At 37.1% G+C, this 17,718-nt stretch carries 20 protein-coding genes; 17 read left to right on the forward strand and 3 right to left on the reverse strand.

Annotation, left to right across the window (positions count from 1 at the left end; all coding sequences use genetic code 11):
* The first annotated feature begins 120 nt into the window (after nucleotides 1-120).
* On the forward strand, nucleotides 121-666 hold the full coding sequence (thpR, locus tag ACLFMM_RS02740) for an RNA 2',3'-cyclic phosphodiesterase (protein WP_410807183.1): 546 nt from the start codon (nucleotides 121-123) through the stop codon (nucleotides 664-666).
* Nucleotides 667-698: 32 nt separating this feature from the next.
* On the opposite strand, the gene ACLFMM_RS02745 is transcribed toward thpR, so the two are convergent.
* Complete coding sequence (locus tag ACLFMM_RS02745) at nucleotides 699-1,715, reverse strand: FAD:protein FMN transferase (protein WP_410807184.1); 1,017 nt, start codon at nucleotides 1,713-1,715, stop codon at nucleotides 699-701.
* Between the two features lie 114 nt (nucleotides 1,716-1,829).
* On the opposite strand from ACLFMM_RS02745, the gene ACLFMM_RS02750 reads away from it, so the two are divergent.
* From ACLFMM_RS02750 to ACLFMM_RS02805, 12 genes are all read left to right on the forward strand, one after another.
* Nucleotides 1,830-2,237, forward strand: coding sequence for a hypothetical protein (locus ACLFMM_RS02750; protein ID WP_410807185.1), 408 nt, complete (start codon nucleotides 1,830-1,832; stop codon nucleotides 2,235-2,237).
* A 10-nt stretch (nucleotides 2,238-2,247) separates the two neighbouring features.
* Nucleotides 2,248-3,798: a methanogenesis multiheme c-type cytochrome gene (gene mmcA, locus ACLFMM_RS02755; RefSeq protein WP_410807186.1), complete on the forward strand. Its 1,551-nt coding sequence runs from the start codon at nucleotides 2,248-2,250 to the stop codon at nucleotides 3,796-3,798.
* Nucleotides 3,799-3,811: 13 nt separating this feature from the next.
* Nucleotides 3,812-5,176 (forward strand): Rnf electron transport complex subunit RnfC, encoded by a 1,365-nt coding sequence (gene rnfC / locus ACLFMM_RS02760; protein WP_410807187.1) that lies wholly within the window; start codon nucleotides 3,812-3,814, stop codon nucleotides 5,174-5,176.
* A 2-nt stretch (nucleotides 5,177-5,178) separates the two neighbouring features.
* Nucleotides 5,179-6,105 carry an Rnf electron transport complex subunit RnfD gene (rnfD, locus tag ACLFMM_RS02765; protein WP_410807188.1) on the forward strand — a complete coding sequence of 309 codons (927 nt, stop codon included), beginning with the start codon at nucleotides 5,179-5,181 and terminating at the stop codon, nucleotides 6,103-6,105.
* Nucleotides 6,098-6,658: an Rnf electron transport complex subunit RnfG gene (gene rnfG, locus ACLFMM_RS02770; RefSeq protein WP_410807189.1), complete on the forward strand. Its 561-nt coding sequence runs from the start codon at nucleotides 6,098-6,100 to the stop codon at nucleotides 6,656-6,658. Before rnfD ends, rnfG begins: the two co-directional genes overlap by 8 nt.
* Before the next feature lie 9 nt (nucleotides 6,659-6,667).
* Entirely contained in the window at nucleotides 6,668-7,279 is a 612-nt protein-coding gene (gene rnfE / locus ACLFMM_RS02775) for an Rnf electron transport complex subunit RnfE (protein WP_410807190.1), read from the forward strand.
* Between the two features lie 2 nt (nucleotides 7,280-7,281).
* Entirely contained in the window at nucleotides 7,282-7,875 is a 594-nt protein-coding gene (gene rnfA / locus ACLFMM_RS02780; RefSeq protein WP_410807191.1) for an Rnf electron transport complex subunit RnfA, read from the forward strand.
* A gap of 67 nt (nucleotides 7,876-7,942) precedes the next feature.
* Nucleotides 7,943-8,818, forward strand: coding sequence for a Fe-S cluster domain-containing protein (locus tag ACLFMM_RS02785; RefSeq protein WP_410807192.1), 876 nt, complete (start codon nucleotides 7,943-7,945; stop codon nucleotides 8,816-8,818).
* 36 nt (nucleotides 8,819-8,854) lie between these two features.
* Nucleotides 8,855-9,187 (forward strand): DUF4870 domain-containing protein, encoded by a 333-nt coding sequence (locus ACLFMM_RS02790; protein ID WP_410807193.1) that lies wholly within the window; start codon nucleotides 8,855-8,857, stop codon nucleotides 9,185-9,187.
* 59 nt (nucleotides 9,188-9,246) lie between these two features.
* On the forward strand, nucleotides 9,247-10,203 hold the full coding sequence (locus tag ACLFMM_RS02795) for a replication factor C small subunit (protein WP_410807203.1): 957 nt from the start codon (nucleotides 9,247-9,249) through the stop codon (nucleotides 10,201-10,203).
* A 1-nt stretch (nucleotide 10,204) separates the two neighbouring features.
* Nucleotides 10,205-10,711: a COG2426 family protein gene (locus ACLFMM_RS02800; protein WP_410807194.1), complete on the forward strand. Its 507-nt coding sequence runs from the start codon at nucleotides 10,205-10,207 to the stop codon at nucleotides 10,709-10,711.
* An 80-nt stretch (nucleotides 10,712-10,791) separates the two neighbouring features.
* Nucleotides 10,792-11,058 (forward strand): 4Fe-4S dicluster domain-containing protein, encoded by a 267-nt coding sequence (locus ACLFMM_RS02805; RefSeq protein ID WP_410807195.1) that lies wholly within the window; start codon nucleotides 10,792-10,794, stop codon nucleotides 11,056-11,058.
* Nucleotides 11,059-11,340: 282 nt separating this feature from the next.
* On the opposite strand, the gene ACLFMM_RS02810 is transcribed toward ACLFMM_RS02805, so the two are convergent.
* Nucleotides 11,341-11,547 carry a histone family protein gene (locus ACLFMM_RS02810; RefSeq protein WP_410807196.1) on the reverse strand — a complete coding sequence of 69 codons (207 nt, stop codon included), beginning with the start codon at nucleotides 11,545-11,547 and terminating at the stop codon, nucleotides 11,341-11,343.
* A 220-nt stretch (nucleotides 11,548-11,767) separates the two neighbouring features.
* Between ACLFMM_RS02810 and ACLFMM_RS02815 the strand changes: the two genes are divergently transcribed.
* Together ACLFMM_RS02815 and ACLFMM_RS02820 are read left to right on the forward strand one after the other, a co-directional pair.
* Nucleotides 11,768-13,099, forward strand: a complete 1,332-nt coding sequence (locus tag ACLFMM_RS02815) for a Single-stranded DNA binding protein (protein WP_410807197.1) — start codon at nucleotides 11,768-11,770, stop codon at nucleotides 13,097-13,099.
* Nucleotides 13,092-13,961 (forward strand): RPA family protein, encoded by an 870-nt coding sequence (locus ACLFMM_RS02820; protein ID WP_410807198.1) that lies wholly within the window; start codon nucleotides 13,092-13,094, stop codon nucleotides 13,959-13,961. The genes ACLFMM_RS02815 and ACLFMM_RS02820 overlap by 8 nt, the downstream gene beginning before the upstream one ends.
* Nucleotides 13,962-13,963: 2 nt before the next feature.
* Here ACLFMM_RS02820 and ACLFMM_RS02825 read toward each other — a convergent pair whose 3' ends face one another.
* Nucleotides 13,964-14,290, reverse strand: a complete 327-nt coding sequence (locus ACLFMM_RS02825) for a DUF6951 family protein (RefSeq protein WP_410807199.1) — start codon at nucleotides 14,288-14,290, stop codon at nucleotides 13,964-13,966.
* Nucleotides 14,291-14,459: 169 nt separating this feature from the next.
* Between ACLFMM_RS02825 and ACLFMM_RS02830 the strand changes: the two genes are divergently transcribed.
* Nucleotides 14,460-15,035 carry a hypothetical protein gene (locus ACLFMM_RS02830; protein WP_410807200.1) on the forward strand — a complete coding sequence of 192 codons (576 nt, stop codon included), beginning with the start codon at nucleotides 14,460-14,462 and terminating at the stop codon, nucleotides 15,033-15,035.
* A gap of 172 nt (nucleotides 15,036-15,207) precedes the next feature.
* Complete coding sequence (locus ACLFMM_RS02835) at nucleotides 15,208-16,830, forward strand: methylamine methyltransferase corrinoid protein reductive activase (RefSeq protein WP_410807201.1); 1,623 nt, start codon at nucleotides 15,208-15,210, stop codon at nucleotides 16,828-16,830.
* The last annotated feature ends 888 nt before the right edge of the window (nucleotides 16,831-17,718 follow it).

A 17,718-nucleotide genomic window follows, 5' to 3' on the forward strand; every position in this document is an offset into this window, starting at 1 on the left:
ATGTGCCATTTATTAATTAATTTATTGTTCATTGATTATAATGAAATACATAATTTATAAAAATGAAGGTATAGTCAAAGTAATATTTGTCGAAAACCTATCTGTTATTAGGTGATTTATATGGTTCGAACTTTTATCTCGGTTGACCTGCCTCAGGAATACCATGAAAACATATCAGAGATACAGTCCAGATTGAAAAATTTCAATGTAAAACTGCTAAAACCGGAATTTGTTCATATCACATTAAAATTTCTGGGAGAAATCGATGATGACAAAGTCCAGAAAATATCAAATTCACTGGATAAAATCGATTGTGAACCTTTCAATGCTACAATAGCAAAAGTAGGTGTCTTTCCAAAGCCTAAATACCCTAAAGTGGTGTGGCTTGGAGTTGAAGGGGACTTCAAAACACTGCATAAAAATGTAGAATCTTTACTCAAAGGTTTTAATTTTGGGGAAGATAACCGTAAGTTTTCGGCTCATGCTACAATTGCAAGGGTAAAACGATTGCCTAAAAAAGAAAAGGATTTATTCCTGGAAACCCTTGATGAGATAAAAGATATTGAATTAGGCTCAATGTGGGTAGACACTGTTAAACTTAAAAAAAGCACATTAACTCATGAGGGTCCTATATATGAAACTCTCCATAAAGTAAAATTAAAATAAGAAAATGGAAACATCAAAAACCATTTTTCAGCTTATTCATTTTCGTATTTATCAAACCCACTGGAGCGGACGATGCTTCTGTTGGATGTGATTATCAGACACTCCACATTATCCAGTTGTTCGATCATTTCAAGCCCTTTCTCTTCACCCAGCACAAACACTGAGGTAGAGTAGGCATCAGCATCCATTGCAGTCTTTGCTATTACAGTGGAACTTATAATTTTACTTGTAGATTTGCCTGTCCTTGGGTCCACTATATGGGAGGCATCTATTGAATCGTTATAGTACCGTTCATAATTCCCGCTTGTTGCAACAGACATATTGTGCAGATTCATTTTAGTGATATACTCACCACCTTTATCTGGATTCTGAAGCCCGATTCTCCACTTTTCATGCCCCTCTCTATAGCCGATATATTTTCCATCTCCTCCGGCATTTACAAAACCATGCTCTATACTATCTTCTTTTAATGATTCAATAGCTTTATCTACAGCAAATCCCTTTGCGACCCCACCAAGAGTAATTCCCATATCCTTCTCCATGTAAATATCTGTAGCATCTATTGTTACGTTGGATATGTTTACATGGTCTAATGTGTCATTGATTTCTTTATCGGTGGGGGGTTTTTGCGGTCCGTCTGGAGCAAATTTGCTTTCCCACAGGTCTATTATAGGTTTTGCAGTGATATCAAAGGCGCCATTGCTTATGTCATGATAGTGTTGTGATTTTTCTATAATATATACCAATTCTGGACTGGTATTTTTAAAAAATCCGCGTTCATTTAACTTATAAAGCTGCGTATTCTCATCATAAGCACTCATAAGTTTTTCACTTTGCAGCATTTTATCAAAAGCTCTATCGATACTTTCTTCTGCATGATTTTTATTATCGTCTCTTATTTGTATTGTAACTGTTGTATCCATCAAACTCCGAGTTTCTTTAAATGTTTTTAACTCGGATTCAACCTCATCTGAGTTATGGTTGTATACAAGGTAACCTGTTGAGAATATCAGGACTGCCAGAAAAATTACGACAATTTTATATTTCATGATAGTAATAGAATTAATGTTTAATATTAAATTTAACTCGAAAATTATAAGTACGGAAAATTTATTTTTTGAGAATTATATACCAGTTAATTACCCTGTTATGGATGTATAATTATGAGCGGTACCAACCCAGGAACTACTTCTACGAGAGGTTCTGATAAGCATAAGTACTTAATTGTAGCTATTAACCAGATTATGGAAGAAAATGGATGGAAAGGGATTGAAAAACATATTGGATCCCAATATGATCTTATTATTTATGTGAAATCTGGCTCAAATCTTGAAAAAGTCGAATTAAAAGCTCAGGTATTGGGTACCCGGCTCAATGTCAATTTTTTAGGTAGATTTGCAAAGAAAACTATGCTGGATAAAATCTTCGACCTTAATACCTATGAAATTCTGAAGAAATTTGAACTGGCTAAATACGTAGCAGATGATGGAAGTATTTTGAATGAACAGCGTCTTAGAAATACAATTGGAATCGTTATAAAAGAACTTGAAGATGCTACAGGTAATAGGTGACGGGGTTTTTATGCGGAAATTAAAAACAATCGTACTGGGTATAACATTATTAATGTTTTTTATATCAGGTGTATATGCATATGTAGGATACAGTGGTAGTGATGTTCTTGATAAACACTACATGATAGATGGTAAATGGTCTGAGAGTGTGTGTGGTGGCTGCCATTACAATGCAGATATAAACCCACTGGCAAATGATGCAGAAGGGTCCTATCACGTACAAACTGATATGGATAAATGGACACCACTAGATAACTTCCATATCTCAGAACAGGGTAAAGATGAATGGGTAAAAGAATTTGGACCCCAGCATCCCGGTGGGGGTCCTCTTGAAGAGTATGGAGTAGGCCTTGATTGCATGATTTGTCATGACCAGACAGGTGAATATGATTTTGATAAAAGGGCCGAAATGATTAGAAGCGGGAACTATGAAGATGCGGATTCTGCAGCCTGGGGGGAAGAAAGACAAAACCTTCGTCAGGAACCTCATTATGTAGGCAGTTATCTTCTTGATGTATTGACACCACTTCCAATAGTAGCAGAAATCCATGATTCTGTATTAGGATCATCCCAGAGAAGTTCATGTGAAGAACATTGTCATGCAGACCAGGTTGAAACAACAGGTGTTAACTGGGCAGATGAAAATTATTCCGAGTTCGATGTTCATGCAGAAGAAAGTTGCGTGGAATGCCATGAAACTATTGAACATCAGATAGGCAGCAGTACCATGCCTGCTGCACAGGAAGTGGGTGCGGAAGTTCAGAGTTGTCAATCATCAGGATGTCATGAAGGTATATCCCATGGTGGTACAGTTGATGCTCACCTTGAATTCCTTGAATGCCAGTCATGTCATGTAACTGAAATGCCTGGAGGGGAATCACAAGGTGGAGCGCCTCTAGAAGAATTCACATGGAAAAATGGAACTCGAGAAGACAAGGTAAAGATGTCCAGTTTTAAACCTACACTTGGATGGTCAACCAATTATTCAAGCACAGATAAACTTCCGCATTCATCCAGTATGGATGTTGAAGGAGCAAAACTAACATCATATAGTGTAATTACAGGTATATGGTGGGATTCAGGAACTAATGAAGAAGTAGCATCTAATCCTAACAATAGTACAACTGTAGGAAATCCAATACCACCATCTCATGTAAGTCAGGCAGATGCCAATGACGATGGTAATGTCACCCAAAATGAGATGCGTTCTTTTGACAGTAATGATGATGGTGTACCAGATTATCCCAATGCAATATTAAGACATGTGGACCTGCACTATCCGATAAACCATAATATAGCTGGTTCTGATACAGGATTATCAGATCCCCTTGAATGTGGTGATTGTCATGGTGCGTCAAATACAGAGCAACTGCAGAATATACATTTCGACGAAAAAATAGATGACTGTAGTAAGTGTCACACTACTAAACCTACATTGGATTGGGATTCATTGGGATATGAGAGTGACCCGGCAGGAGAAGGAAACTTTTCAGAAATCGAGATTAATGTAACTGCTCCAGGAGAGAGACCTGAAGAAGTGGAAAAAGATCCGGCTTTTTAAGGAGTTGTTATCCTTGGAAAATGTAGAAACATTGAATACATTACCAGAAAAAATGGTCATACCATTAAAACAGCATACCGGTGAAGTTTGTGAACCACTGGTTAATGTTGGGGATTCTGTTATCATAGGTCAAAAAATAGGAGAAGCGAAATCGTATAATTCAGCTCCTGTGCATTCAAGTGTATGTGGTGAAGTAACAGCCATAGAAGATGCTTTCCATCCTGATGGTTCCAGAGTAAAAAGTATTATAATAAAGCCCGATGATAGCGAAGAATCGGTTAATTTCTCACCTATTGAAAATCCCACCGGTTCACAGTTGTTTTCATGCATAAAAAACGCAGGGATAGTAGATTATACAGGCGAGCCGGTTCATTCAATTCTAAAACCAAACAGCAATGATATAAATACGGTTCTTATAAATGCTACCTGCCCTGAATGGATGATTGGTTATTTAAATACTGTTTATAATGCACCAAAACAATTACTCGAGCTGTTAAAATTTTTAATGAAAGCATCAGGGGCGTCAAAAGGTGCTATTGTACTTTCCAATGATGATAAAGAGTCTATCAATGCTTTTGAAAAAGAAAATATTGATGGCAACCCGGTCAATGTGGCACCAATTATTGGAAAAAGGACAATTGATTATTATTTTGAAGATATGAATTCAGATAGAATAGTGGTATCGCAGGACAGAATATTTGGAAAAAATATCCAGAACATTTTTACCTATTATGTTACAGGCTGCAAGCTGCCACCCGAAAAATATCCTTCTGATGCAGGAATTGCTATTTGCAGTGTGATATCAGCAAAAGCGTTATATGATGCAATATACGAGGGTAAACCTTCTTTTGAAACCGTGATATCAGTCTCAGGTATAGGTGACGGGAATCCGCAGAAGGTGCTGGTAAAAGTAGGAACATTGTTCAAGGATATAATAGAGGCAATGGGAGGTTACAGGGACAATTCGGTTAAACTAATAGCAAACGGTACAATGACTGGAATTGCCCAGTATACGGATGAAGTACCGGTTATAAAAACAACTACAAGTATAACAGTACAGACCGAAGATGAACTTCCAGAACACAATACATATCCATGTGTTCACTGTACAAAATGTGTGGATGTTTGTCCCATGGAACTTGTTCCAAGCAGGTTGGCTATACTGGCAGATCAGGGTCGTTTCGATGAATGCCACGAAATGCATGTTATGAACTGTATCGAATGTGGACGATGTGCAGCTATTTGTCCGTCAAAAAGACATCTGTTACAACTGAATCAATATGCAAAGGAAGCTATAAGGCGCGCCTATGAGGATTATCAGCCAAAAGAAGAATCATCCAATGTTACACTTGGCTGCTCATGTGGAGGAGGTAAATAATTATGCCGTTTACAGTATCACCACCACCGCACAAAAAAACATTAACAGATGTGAAAAACATCACCTGGTTCAAAATATTTGCACTTGTACCAATAGTTGTTATTTCTATATACTTATTTGGATTACCTGTATTGGGTCATATGATAGCAGCAGTATCATCAGCAGTAGTGATAGAAGCTTTAATCCAAAGACTACTCAATCAGAAAATCTCTGTATATGACGGAGATGTAATCTTGATAGGAATTTTGATGTCTCTGGTTATTCCTGCAGGAGCTCCATGGTGGCTACCGATATTAGGGTCTGTGTTTGCAGTAGGATTTGGAAAACATATATTCGGTGGTATAGGGTCGTATTCCTTTAATCCGGTACTTGCAGCCTGGGTGTTTTTGAGTCTTGCATATTCATCCTATATGACACCGGTTTCAGTACCGCAAATAGGTGCGCTTTCTGATTTGATACTGGAAACAGGTGCAGGTTATCCTGTAGGTGCATCTCCATTGTTTCTATTGATACCCGGTGCTTATCTTTTGTTGAGAAAATATGTAGAATGGAGGGTACCTTTAAGTTTTCTAATAACTGTATTGGGACTGGCTTACATATCTGGACATATACAGTATGTATTTACAGGAGCATTGATATTTGGTGGGTTTTTTATTATAACCGACACAGCAACATCACCTGTTACTAAAAATGGGAGAATTATCTACGGTTTGGTTGCAGGGGTACTGGTGTTTATTTACGGGTTTTTTTCAGATTATGTGGCAGGTACTTTCTATGGACTACTGCTGGCAAATGCCTTCTCGGCTTTTATAGAGAACAATACCTATCCAAAACCATTCGGCACAGAATCCTTTTTCCGGTCGAAAATCAACAGATTGTTAGGTAGGTTGAGCAATATATACTATACAAAGGTGTTAAAAGATGAATGAATCCAATAAAGAAATCATCAAAGTTATCTCTAAACTGGTGTTGATTTCTGTTGTGGCTTCTGCAGTACTAGGTGCCACCTATGTACCTACCCAGGAACAATTAAGACTTGCTGAACAGAAGGAAACCCAAGAATCGCTTACACAGCTCATCCCTGAGGTTGAAGAGTTTGAGCCAGTTTATCTAGGTGAAAATGAGGAAGAAGTGCTCTATTATGAGGCATATGATTCGAACGGGAATATTATAGGTTATGGATTTGTTACGGAAGAACCCGGGTATGAAGATGATATAAAAATGGCGGCAGCAGTTGATGCAGACCTTGAAAATCTGATTGGAATGAATATACTAAGCCAGGCAGAGACTCCAGGTAAAGGCACTAAAATTAAGAGCTCAGAATTTAAAAATCAGTTTGACAATTTACCATTGGATGACCTTGCATTGTCACAAGACAGTGGCGAGGTAGATGCCATATCAGGGAGTACAGTATCTTCAAGTGCAGTGGTTACAGGTTTAAACAATAAAGTATCTGAAATCAAACAGGAAATAAATAAATAAGGTGATATGATGGGTGTTTGGGATGAATTTTTACGAGGTATAACAAGAGACAACCCCATATTTGGACTTGTCCTTGGTTTATGCCCGACACTTGCGGTGACAACAACACTTGAAAATGCTATAGGAATGTCGGCAGCAACTGCTTTCGTACTGATATGTTCAAATGTATTGATATCAACATTTAGAAAGCAAATTCCTTCTGTTGTAAGGATTCCTATTTTTATCATGACTATAGCGACTTTTGTAACAATCATTAGTATGGTTATGGAAGCGTATTTCCCATCGATGTTTTCTGCGCTTGGAGTTTTCCTTTCACTTATTGTGGTTAATTGTGTGATAATGGGAAGGGCTGAAGCGTATGCTAGCAGAAACGGTACTTTTTACTCGCTAATCGATGCAATGGGTATATCAGCAGGATTCCTTGTAGCCCTTGGTTCTATGGGTGCTATCAGAGAATTATTTGGAACAGGTGAAATTGTAACATTTGGATATCAGCTGTTAAGTATACCAATTGATCCATTAGATTACATGATTATCCCGCCTGGAGCTTTTTTGACAATTGGTATTTTGATGATGAGTGTAAATTACTATAAGGCCAGAAAGCTTGAAAGAGGTGATTAAACTTGGCAGATGAAACGTTATTCTCTGTTCTGATGCAAGGTGTTTTCATAGAGAACCTTATCCTTATGCAATTCCTTGGTTTGTGTCCTTTTATAGGTGTCACGAAGGATACCAAGAGTTCTGCAGGGATGTCATTGGCTGTTATTTTTGTAGTTACCATAGCATCGGTTGTGACATATCTAATCTATACATTCTTACTTGAACCCATGGGATTGCAATTTTTAAGGATAATTAGCTTTATTGTGGTAATAGCATCCCTTGTACAACTTGTAGAATTTGTTTTAAGGAAAAAATCGCCGGCTATATATAGGTCACTTGGAATATATCTACCATTGATTGTAACTAATTGTGCAATACTTGGTTCGGTTCTTTTAAACATCAGAGCAGGTTATGATTTTACACAAAGTGTAACATTTGGGCTGGCAGCAGGAATTGGATTTACCTTAGTTCTACTTATAATGGCAGGTATAAGAGAGCGTTCGAGCCTTGTACATGTCCATTCATCTGTTAAAGGGGTTCCACATGCATTTTTCTTTGCTACCCTGTTATCGATGGCTTTCGTAAATTATTTTGAAGTGATACCATTGGGTGGTTAAAAAACACCGCGTAATATATATAATAGAGTATATAATAATTTCCTACCTTTATTAGAGGTGAATTTATATGGACTTCATTAATGTCATAATTCAATCAGTTGCAGTTCTTGGAGGACTTGGTTTTGCAATTGGTGCAATGTTAATTGTAGCATCACGTGTTTTCCATGTGGAGACTGATCCATTAGTGGAAGAAGTAATGGATGTACTGCCTGGAGCAAATTGTGGTGCGTGCGGTTACGCAGGATGCAGTACATTTGCTGAAGCAGTTGTAAGTGAGGATGCACCTATAGATGGATGCCCTGTTGGAGGATTTGAAGTAGCACAGCAGATTGGCGGAATACTTGGACAGGAAGTATCCCAAGGTGAGAAACAGTATCCTATTGTCAGGTGTAAAGGTGGTGTGAATTGCGTAAACAGATTCGATTATGTAGGTATAGAGGACTGTAATGCAGTAATGATGCTGTCAGAAGGTGAAAAAGGCTGTAGTTACGGGTGTATGGGCAGGGGCACATGTGTGAGGGCATGTCCATTCGGTGCGATATCGATTGGTGAAGACCGGCTTCCTCATATAAACAAGAACCTGTGTACAAGCTGTGGTCTATGTATTGAATCCTGTCCCAATGATATACTGACATTTGGATATGAATCCGAGAAGGTACACGTACGCTGTCGATCTCACGACAAACCAAAAACTGTGAAAGCAGTCTGTACTACTGGATGTATCGGGTGTAAGATATGTGAAAAGAACTGCCCTGAGGACGCTATAAAAGTAACCAATTTCCTTGCTGAAATCGACCAGGATAAGTGTACAGCATGCGGAATCTGTGTAGAAAAATGTCCCCAAGGTACAATTGAAATGAAAGAAACCGGAGAAGAAAAACCCAAAGGAAGTACAAAACAGAGCACAGAAACATCAGAAACAGCAGAAGCGGATGCAGGATAATTTTTATCAATTATGTGAATTCGAGGACGGATAATAATGACATACAGGACTGCTATAAAACTAAATGAAAACATTGTAGGACTTTTATGTTATCTAGGTTTCTGGTTAACAGGAGTTCTTTTTTTGCTTATTGAGAACAACAATAAATTCGTACAGTTTCACGCACTTCAATCATTTCTAACATTTCTCCCACTCACATTGTTCATATTTTTGGTAGCATGGGTGCCTTTTGTTGGCTGGTTACTGGCAGAGTTCGTCGGATTCGGGGTGCTTTTAATTATGCTGATACTGGCATTTCAAGCCTACCGTGGTTCTAAATTCAGACTGCCCTTTGTAGGAAATATCGCGTACAATTACATTTACAAGTGAAATCGAATTAAATTTTATGTCTGGCATGTTTACTTTATTTAAATGGTGGAGGGTTTGTGATTAAAGAAGAAATCTGGATAGAAAAATATAGACCATTCAAGCTTGATGACATAGTAGGCCAGGGTGAAGCAATAAAACGGTTAAAATCTTATATCAGCACAAAAAATCTTCCACATCTATTGTTCTCAGGGCCACCAGGTGTTGGGAAAACCGCTGCTGCTGTAGCTATAGCCAAAGAATTATTCGGAGATGTATGGCGCCAGAATTTTACAGAATTGAACGCTTCTGATGAGCGTGGGATAGATGTTGTGCGAACAAAGATCAAAGATTTTTCAAAAACATCTCCTATAGGCGGTGCAGATTTTAAAATAATTTTTCTGGATGAAGCCGATGCTCTAACACCTGATGCTCAATCAGCACTCAGGAGAACTATGGAACGTTATACAAACAATTGCCGTTTTATACTATCGTGTAATTATTCTTCAAAAATAATAGAGCCCATACAATCCAGATGTGCAGTCTACCGTTTTCGTTCACTGTCGCATGAGGCGGTAGAAATACGGGTTCGGTATATAGCAGAACAGGAAGGGTTGGAGATATCAGAAGATGGGATTGAAGCAATCAAATATGTATCCCAGGGTGATATGAGAAAAGCAATAAATGCACTACAGGCATCAGCTCTCATAGATGAGGTTATCGATAAGGATACCATCTATAAGATAACTGCGACCGCAAATCCAGAGGAAATAGAAGCATTGGTACAAAAAGCACTGGATGGCAATTTTAAAGCGGCTCGTGAGACGATGGAAAAACTTATGTCAGAACAGGGATTGTCGGGTGAAGATATAGTAGGTCAGATATATCGGGCTATATTTAATCTGGATGTTTCTGAAAAATTGATGGTGGAACTTATTGACAAAATAGGTGAAACTGATTTCAGACTCACCGAAGGTGCCACTGAACGTATACAATTAGAAGCATTACTCGCCCACTTTACATTATCCCAATTAGAATAATATGCCACTTGAAAAATTATTTGTTCAATTGTTCGATGTAATGCCGTCATGGCTTTCAACCTTCCTTTTAAGTGCTCTTCCATTTTCGGAGCTTAGGGGTTCAATTCCGGTTGCACTGGTGATATACAATATGGACCCGGTACTTGCTTATTGCTTAGGTGTACTTGGGAATATGTTTCCAGTAATACCTATATTACTTTTCCTAAGCCCAGTATCAGCCTATTTGCGAAGATTTAAGTCATGGGATTACTTTTTTACATGGTTATTTGCAAGGACACATCGACGCCATTCGGAAAAATTTGAAAAGTACGGTACACTTGCACTGGTGTTATTTGTGGCTATACCTTTACCTGTTACGGGAGCTTGGACTGGTTGTGTGGCAGCGTTTGTTTTTGGTATAAAATTCAGACATGCATTAATGGCAATATTTTCGGGAGTTTTGATATCTGGAGTGATTGTGACAACACTGGTTCTTTCAGGTATAGGTGTTGCAGGAATTGTTGACTAAACAATTCGAAACGTTCATATTTGGTAATGTATATAAAAAGAAACAACAATACTATATATCATAATAATTGAGGTAATTACATGGCAAAAGAAAAAAAGAAAGATAAAGTACTGGAAAAAGAAGAAAGCTACTGTATCGGTTGTGGTATTTGTTTTGCAGTGTGTCCTATAAATGCTAAACTTGAAAAAAAGGATGAATTCGACCCGGATGATGTAAATCTTGCTATCAGGATTGTTAACGGTAAAGCATTAATTAATGAGGAAACATGCATAGTATGTGGAACATGTACCAAACATTGTCCAGTAGGTGTACTTTCAGTTAAAAAATTAGAATCAGCTGAAGCGTGAACTACTCCGTCTTTTCAGACGGAGCTTCCTGCGAGTACCCGTATCATTTTGGTAATGATTGAGTAATCATCCTATCCACAATAATTATGCCTGTTGTGATGTGGGTATGATACGTATCGGTAAAGTCTGATACATGATATACTACTTGAGACGAAAAATATTTATAAGTTTTTAAACGTCAGTAATTTTATAATAACATATATATTCATTAGACTCTCTCATCACCCAGCTGTTGCAGGTAGATTTCCTGCTACAAGGATAAAAAAAATAGAAATGCTGTATTTACAACATTTCTCTTGCTAACTTTATATCTTCTTCTTTTACAGTTTTTCTGCCGGCATGTTCTGCCAATTTAACTGCTTCTTTAGAAATTTCCAGCCCATATTCTTCTAATATTTCAGTAAGGGCGTTTGCAGCGGATTCGCTGACTCTTTCCGCCCCTGCATTTCTTATGACACGTTCTACAGGAGCAAGTGGGAGAATAGTCAAAGATTTCACCTCCAATTAACCTTTAATTTGTTGTTAAATATCTCTCATCTCTAAAATTAAGGAATAGATATATATAGTTTTTTATTACCTTTATATTATATAGATTTTAAAGAAAATCAAAACCATCTAAACCTTTAGGGTTAGAGCTTTAAATATGGGTTTGAAATATTCTTGTAGTTTGTAAATTGAAATCATTCTTATTCAGCAAAGGTGGATTGTTATGGATAGTTATTTGGCGCCTCATGTAGAAGAATTAACAAAGGCGCTTGAAAATGTAGATGAAAATAAATTAAAAGATGAACTTGAAAAAATGTTGAATTACCGGGTACCCATTGAAGAGGCAAAACGTACAATTCTCAGGAAATTTAAATTCAATGCATTATATCCAAAAAATATCAAAGATTTAAAAGTTAATTCAAAGGGTCTGGAAGTATCTGGCCGTATTGTTGATATCCGGGAAAAAACTGTCAACGTAGAAGGTAAAAAAGTACCTATATCATCCGGAACTATTGCCGATACCACTGGAGCATGTCATTTTACTTTGTGGAAAAAGACATCATTGAATACAGGTGACCCTGTAATGCTAAAAAATGTCTATACACGTACCTGGCAAAATCGCATCCAGCTTAATGTTGGCAACCGTTCAGAAATAGTCTACCTATCAGATGATTCATTCCCATCGGTTGAGGAATTAATCCGCCAAAACACAAAAAAACTATTTGATGTAAACCTGTCTGACCTGTATCTCAGTTCGGTAGCAGTAGTTGTAGAATTGTATCATAGGGAGGTAAATCTCAAAAATAGAAAAACCACTGTAATTGAAGGTGTGATTGCTGATGAGACAGCAAAACTTCCTTTCACGTCGTGGACTTCGCTTGAAGGTGTAGATATAGGAAAGGTCGTCCAGTTTGAAGGTGCTTTTGTACAAATATTTAAAGGAGTCCCTTCTGTAAATATCAATGAATCCACATCCGTAGATATTATAGAATCAACAGAAAATTATCCGTTTACTTATGAAACTGTTTCAGGTACATCTAAACCATTAACTATTGAAAAAGTTCTGAATAAAGATGGTTTGTTTGAAGTATCTATAGAAGGCAATATAATCTCTTTAAGGTCAGGTTCTGGTCTAATTACCCGTTGTCCGATCTGTAATCGCGTAATCTTCAAAAATAAATGCCGAGCTCATGGTACTGTGGAAGGCTATCATGATATGCGTATTAAAGCAATAATAGATGACGGGACAGGCGCAATAACTGTGATTCTTAACAGGGAACTTTCAGAGATAGTATATGGCATCAGTATGTATGAGGCTGAAGATATAATCCAGAATACATTGTCTCAGGATGCAGTATATGAAGACATGCGCCGCAGGCTAATAGGTAAATATCTGGGGGTTTGTGGAAATTCATCCCATACAGATTTCGGTCCTTCATTAGTTGCCAAGTCTGTCTGGGTTCCTGATAATTCACTGGATGACCGTGTACACAATCTTTTAAGGCGACTGGATACAGGCAATTATTGGCAAAAGGGGTGTGAAGCTGATGGTTGAGCGTGAAGTGGCTCAAAGGATTTTTGCAAAAGAGTTCAACGATTCAACACTTAATATAAATCCAGGAAGTCAGGATATTGATAACAATAGTGTTTATACTCCAAACTTTATAATTACTCCGATAGGAACAAAAATAAACAGGCTTTTTGTAGTCGGTGTGGTTACCGAAGTTGATAACCTAGGAGCTGATAATAGTATCTGGAGGGCTCGTATTGTTGATCCAACAGGAGCTTTTGTAGTATATGCAGGTCAATATCAGCCGGAGGCATCTATTTTTTTATCAACGCTGGAAGTGCCTGCTTATGTGGCAATTGTGGGTAAAGCCAGGGCATATATACCAGAGAATGGTAGTGTTTATGTATCTGTTAGGCCTGAAGAAATTAATTTGGTAGAATCCAGTATCCGTGACCAATGGCTGGTTGATACTGCGGAATTAACACTGGACAGGATTGATACTTATTTAATGGCATTTTCAACCGGGTTAAAAGGGTCAGACCTATATGATTATCTGGTGCAAAATGATGTATCACCTGAACTTGCAGATGGAATAACCCTATCTCTTGGATATTATCAGACTGATGAGAATTATATAGAAGAATTAAAGACAGCAGTAAGAAATTGTCTGGAATTGGTTGAAGTGGGCACCTCTGAATCATCAGAAAATGAACCAGATATCGAAGAATTTTTGGTGGAAATTATGAGGGAACTGGATGAGGGTAAAGGTGTGGATTATGGAGCATTAATAGACCTTGCACAGGAACGCGGGGTTTCCGAAAAAACCGTGGAAGATGTAGTAGGGTCAATGCTGTCAAATGGTAAATGCTATGAACCCCGTATAGGAATAATAAAAATGGTATCCTGATATTATTTTTCATCCTCGTCAAATGCTATACAAATATTGCGTGCATCTTTCACCAGTGATTTGGCCATGAATCCAGATTCTATCCTACAGGCGTGGATAACACCGGATGGGACAATACAAGTGGCACAACACCCTGCTTCTTGAGCTTTTTTCATCACATAATTATCTCTAATATCGAAGGTTTCCATTTTTGGAACTTCAATTCCTGAAAGGTTTTTCACTTTTTCACAGGAGCTTTCTATATTGATTGTAACATTCTTACCTTTTTCTTTTCCGTGTACTCTGTGAATGTAGTCACAGACATTTGAGTGTACAGTTAATTCTGTCATTTTATCCTGTTAGAATGGTTCTAATTATTTTTAAATAAATCTTTTGAGCCAAATAAGGTAGATTTATGCTGGAACCATTTATCGATATTATTAAGTAAGCAAAACAGTTAATTTAATCTATATAATAATTGCAAGTTTTATTCTATATAATGTAATAGAGGAATTAGCCATGGAGAAAGAAGAAATAATTGAAAAGGTAAAAAATAAAATTATAGAGATGCAGGGTGTATGTGATGTGTTTACCCTTAATGATGAAGATATTGAAAATATCAGGGAGCAGGAAAAAAAAGCTGAGGAAATGACTCTGATGGGACTCGGCAGAGGCGACAATCAGGGTGTAAAAGAAGTAATTGACCGTGAGGTTGCAATGGTGTTTACTACAACCAAGGAATTTGAATGGCCCTGCAGCCCCCAGGTAATACTTATGAAGGAAGGCGAAAAAATAGGAGAAGATATGGATGATACTGAAAAATTGAAGGAATATGAGGAAACCGGTGATGCACTCGTTATAGGAAATATTGTTATCTATGACAAATCCTCGATATCATCTTTAACGGGCTCTTCTAAACCGTTAGTAGTAGTTATGCCTCCTAAGGATTGTCCTACAGTGAATAAAGTACCTGAAATTAAGGATGTAGTTATGGGTTCACCATCACCACCAACAGATGAATATCTTAAAAACAGAATGAAAGCTGAATGTGATATTGGGATGGGCACGTTCTTACTCGGTTTTAATATTAAATAATTTGTCTTCGAACCGCCAGTAAAATGTGATATGAAATGGTTTTGTGTGGTAATCTAAAAACCATACATTAATTATATATTATATGAAATGTTATTTTTCATATAATAATGAAATAAATCAAATCAAATCAAATGAATATCAAATATAATTATATCAATTGGAGATATGGATTATGTATGGAATCGCATTGGATCTTGGGACGAGTGGTTTTAGGGCACAGCTTATAGACCTTGAAAATGAAGAAACCATTAAAACTGTAATAACAATGGGTCATCCATTGCCAGGTGGTAATGTTATAGACCACCTTGATTTTGCCATTGAGCTTGGGGAAGATATTGCAAATCGTATAATACTTAATGCAGTAAAAAAAATTATTAATGCGTTTAATGTTGACCTTTCTAAAATTAAGAAACTGGCTATATGTGGTAATCCCATTCAGTTGTCTCTTTTCCAGGATATGGAAATTAGGGACCTTGCATATGCTGGAAAAAATAAACAAGCAAGATTGGGAGTGGAGGATGTAAAAAGAGATTCCAGAGTGGTTCCTACAAAAGATATTTTTAAAGATATACTGGACATGCCCAATTGTAATATCATTGTCCCACCAGCAATTAAACATGAAATAGGGGCTGATGCGCTTGCGATGATGGTGAAAACTGAATTTCTGGACCAGACAGTCCCCTCTATTGTAACTGATTATGGTACCAACGCAGAAATGGCTCTTAAGGTGGGTGACAAAATCGTTACAGGAGGTGCGGCAGCAGGTCCTGCGATAGAAGGACAGGGAATAGGTTGCGGTATGCTTGCAAGTCCTGGTGCAATATCTGATGTAAACCTCGAAGGGAATTACTGGAGACTTACAGTACTTGATGACCGTATGTCTGAGAGGAATGGAGACCTCGTAGATCCTGTTACTGGTGAAGTAATCGAAGAGTCAGATGTAAAGGCTTTAGGAATAACAGGGACTGGGATGATATCAGTGTTGTCAACGGCTCTTGACAGCGGTCTAATCAAAAAACTGCCTCAATTACCCAATGGCGAACTGATACTTGGTGATAACATAAAATTAACAGATAAAGATATAGAAGAGGCAGGAAAGGCGATTGGTGCTATAAGGGCAGCTCATCTTACTTTGCTCGTTGAATCAGGTTTAAAATATGAAGAACTGGAAAATATTTATATGTCAGGTGCTTCGGGTACCTATGTAGACCCTGAAAAAGCAAGGAAGCTGGGTACATGTCCAAATTTTGGTAAAAAGATCGTACAATTTGGCAACACCTCTATATCACTTGCAAGAGACCTCGTTTTCGATGATAATAAACTTGATGAAATTACTAAATTTGCACATACACTTAAAGCAGATCATTTGATGATGGCAACAAGCGAAACCTTCAAAAATTTTTATCTCTTTGAATTATCCTACTGGGCTCATGGAATGCCAATAGAAACCTACAATGAAATGCTTGGATTTTATAATTTACCAAAATTACCTGAAATGGTTAAAAATCCAATCAAAGAGAAGCGTATGGAAAAAGATATAACAGATGTAGGTAGGGAAGGTATTGAAACAATAGGTAATGTGGGTATTAGACTGGAGGAAATAACTGATGGTTGCATATTTTGTCATAAGTGTGAAGAAGAATGCCCAGAAGATGCTATTACCATTATTGAAAGAGACGGGGAATTAATAGCAAGTTACAATGCTCAAAGGTGCCTTGGAACAAGTTGCAGGCGTTGCGTGGGTATTTGCCCTGTGAATGCAATTAAATATGAAGATGTCGAAATTAAAGAATAATATGATTTATAGTGGTTTTAGTTATTTCAAATTTATACTTGTCGGTAATAGAGGTGATATATAAAAGTATCCTATATTATTATTTATATTTGTATATTTAAATATCTTTTTTGAATCTTGTATATAAATATATTGGTTTTCATTTTATTATACACTTGGTATATGCTGTTTTGATAGATAATAATGTACCTTATCAGGATTTATAGTGAACTATTGTATAAATTATAATTATTTATTCTGGAAGTAATCCGATAAATTTATATTTTTGTAATAAAAATCAATCCTACGTAGATGAATAGAAGGTGATATATACATACGTTTTGTTATTATACAAAATGTAGCTCACCAATGACTATTCAAAACCACGGAGGTTGTATAACGGGCAACAATACATCAATTGAGGACTATTCGAATGTTGTAGAATCTTGCATTATGGGAGCAAAATATACTATATGGAATATATCCAGACTAAACCCGTCCTAGATAGGGTTCGAATTAAAAGGTCTAACCAATAAATTAACATTATATGGTAAAAACTTAATAAAAGTTATAAAGCTCCCTGTAGTAAAAGATATTTGTAGTCAAAAAGCCCAAATTACTAACCAGGCATCATGGATGACTGGCATGGATAAAAAGTTTGCACCTGTTAATCTGGATATTTTTAAACTAAAGGGTGCGAACAGATTGATCTATATTTATTTTAGAAAAGTTTATGGTGCCAGTGCATCCTATGTCATACAACCTCTGTCATGGAATTGGATTTGTTACAGGTCTATTCCATATTGTAGGCTGAGGCCTGCTGTCTATAGCTAAAAAGCGTAACGGAGTGATACAATGGTAAAACACTACTATCCGGGACAGGATAAACTAAACGGCATAAATCTGGAA

The organism is Methanohalobium sp., assembly GCF_046546175.1.
Lineage (GTDB): Archaea > Halobacteriota > Methanosarcinia > Methanosarcinales > Methanosarcinaceae > Methanohalobium.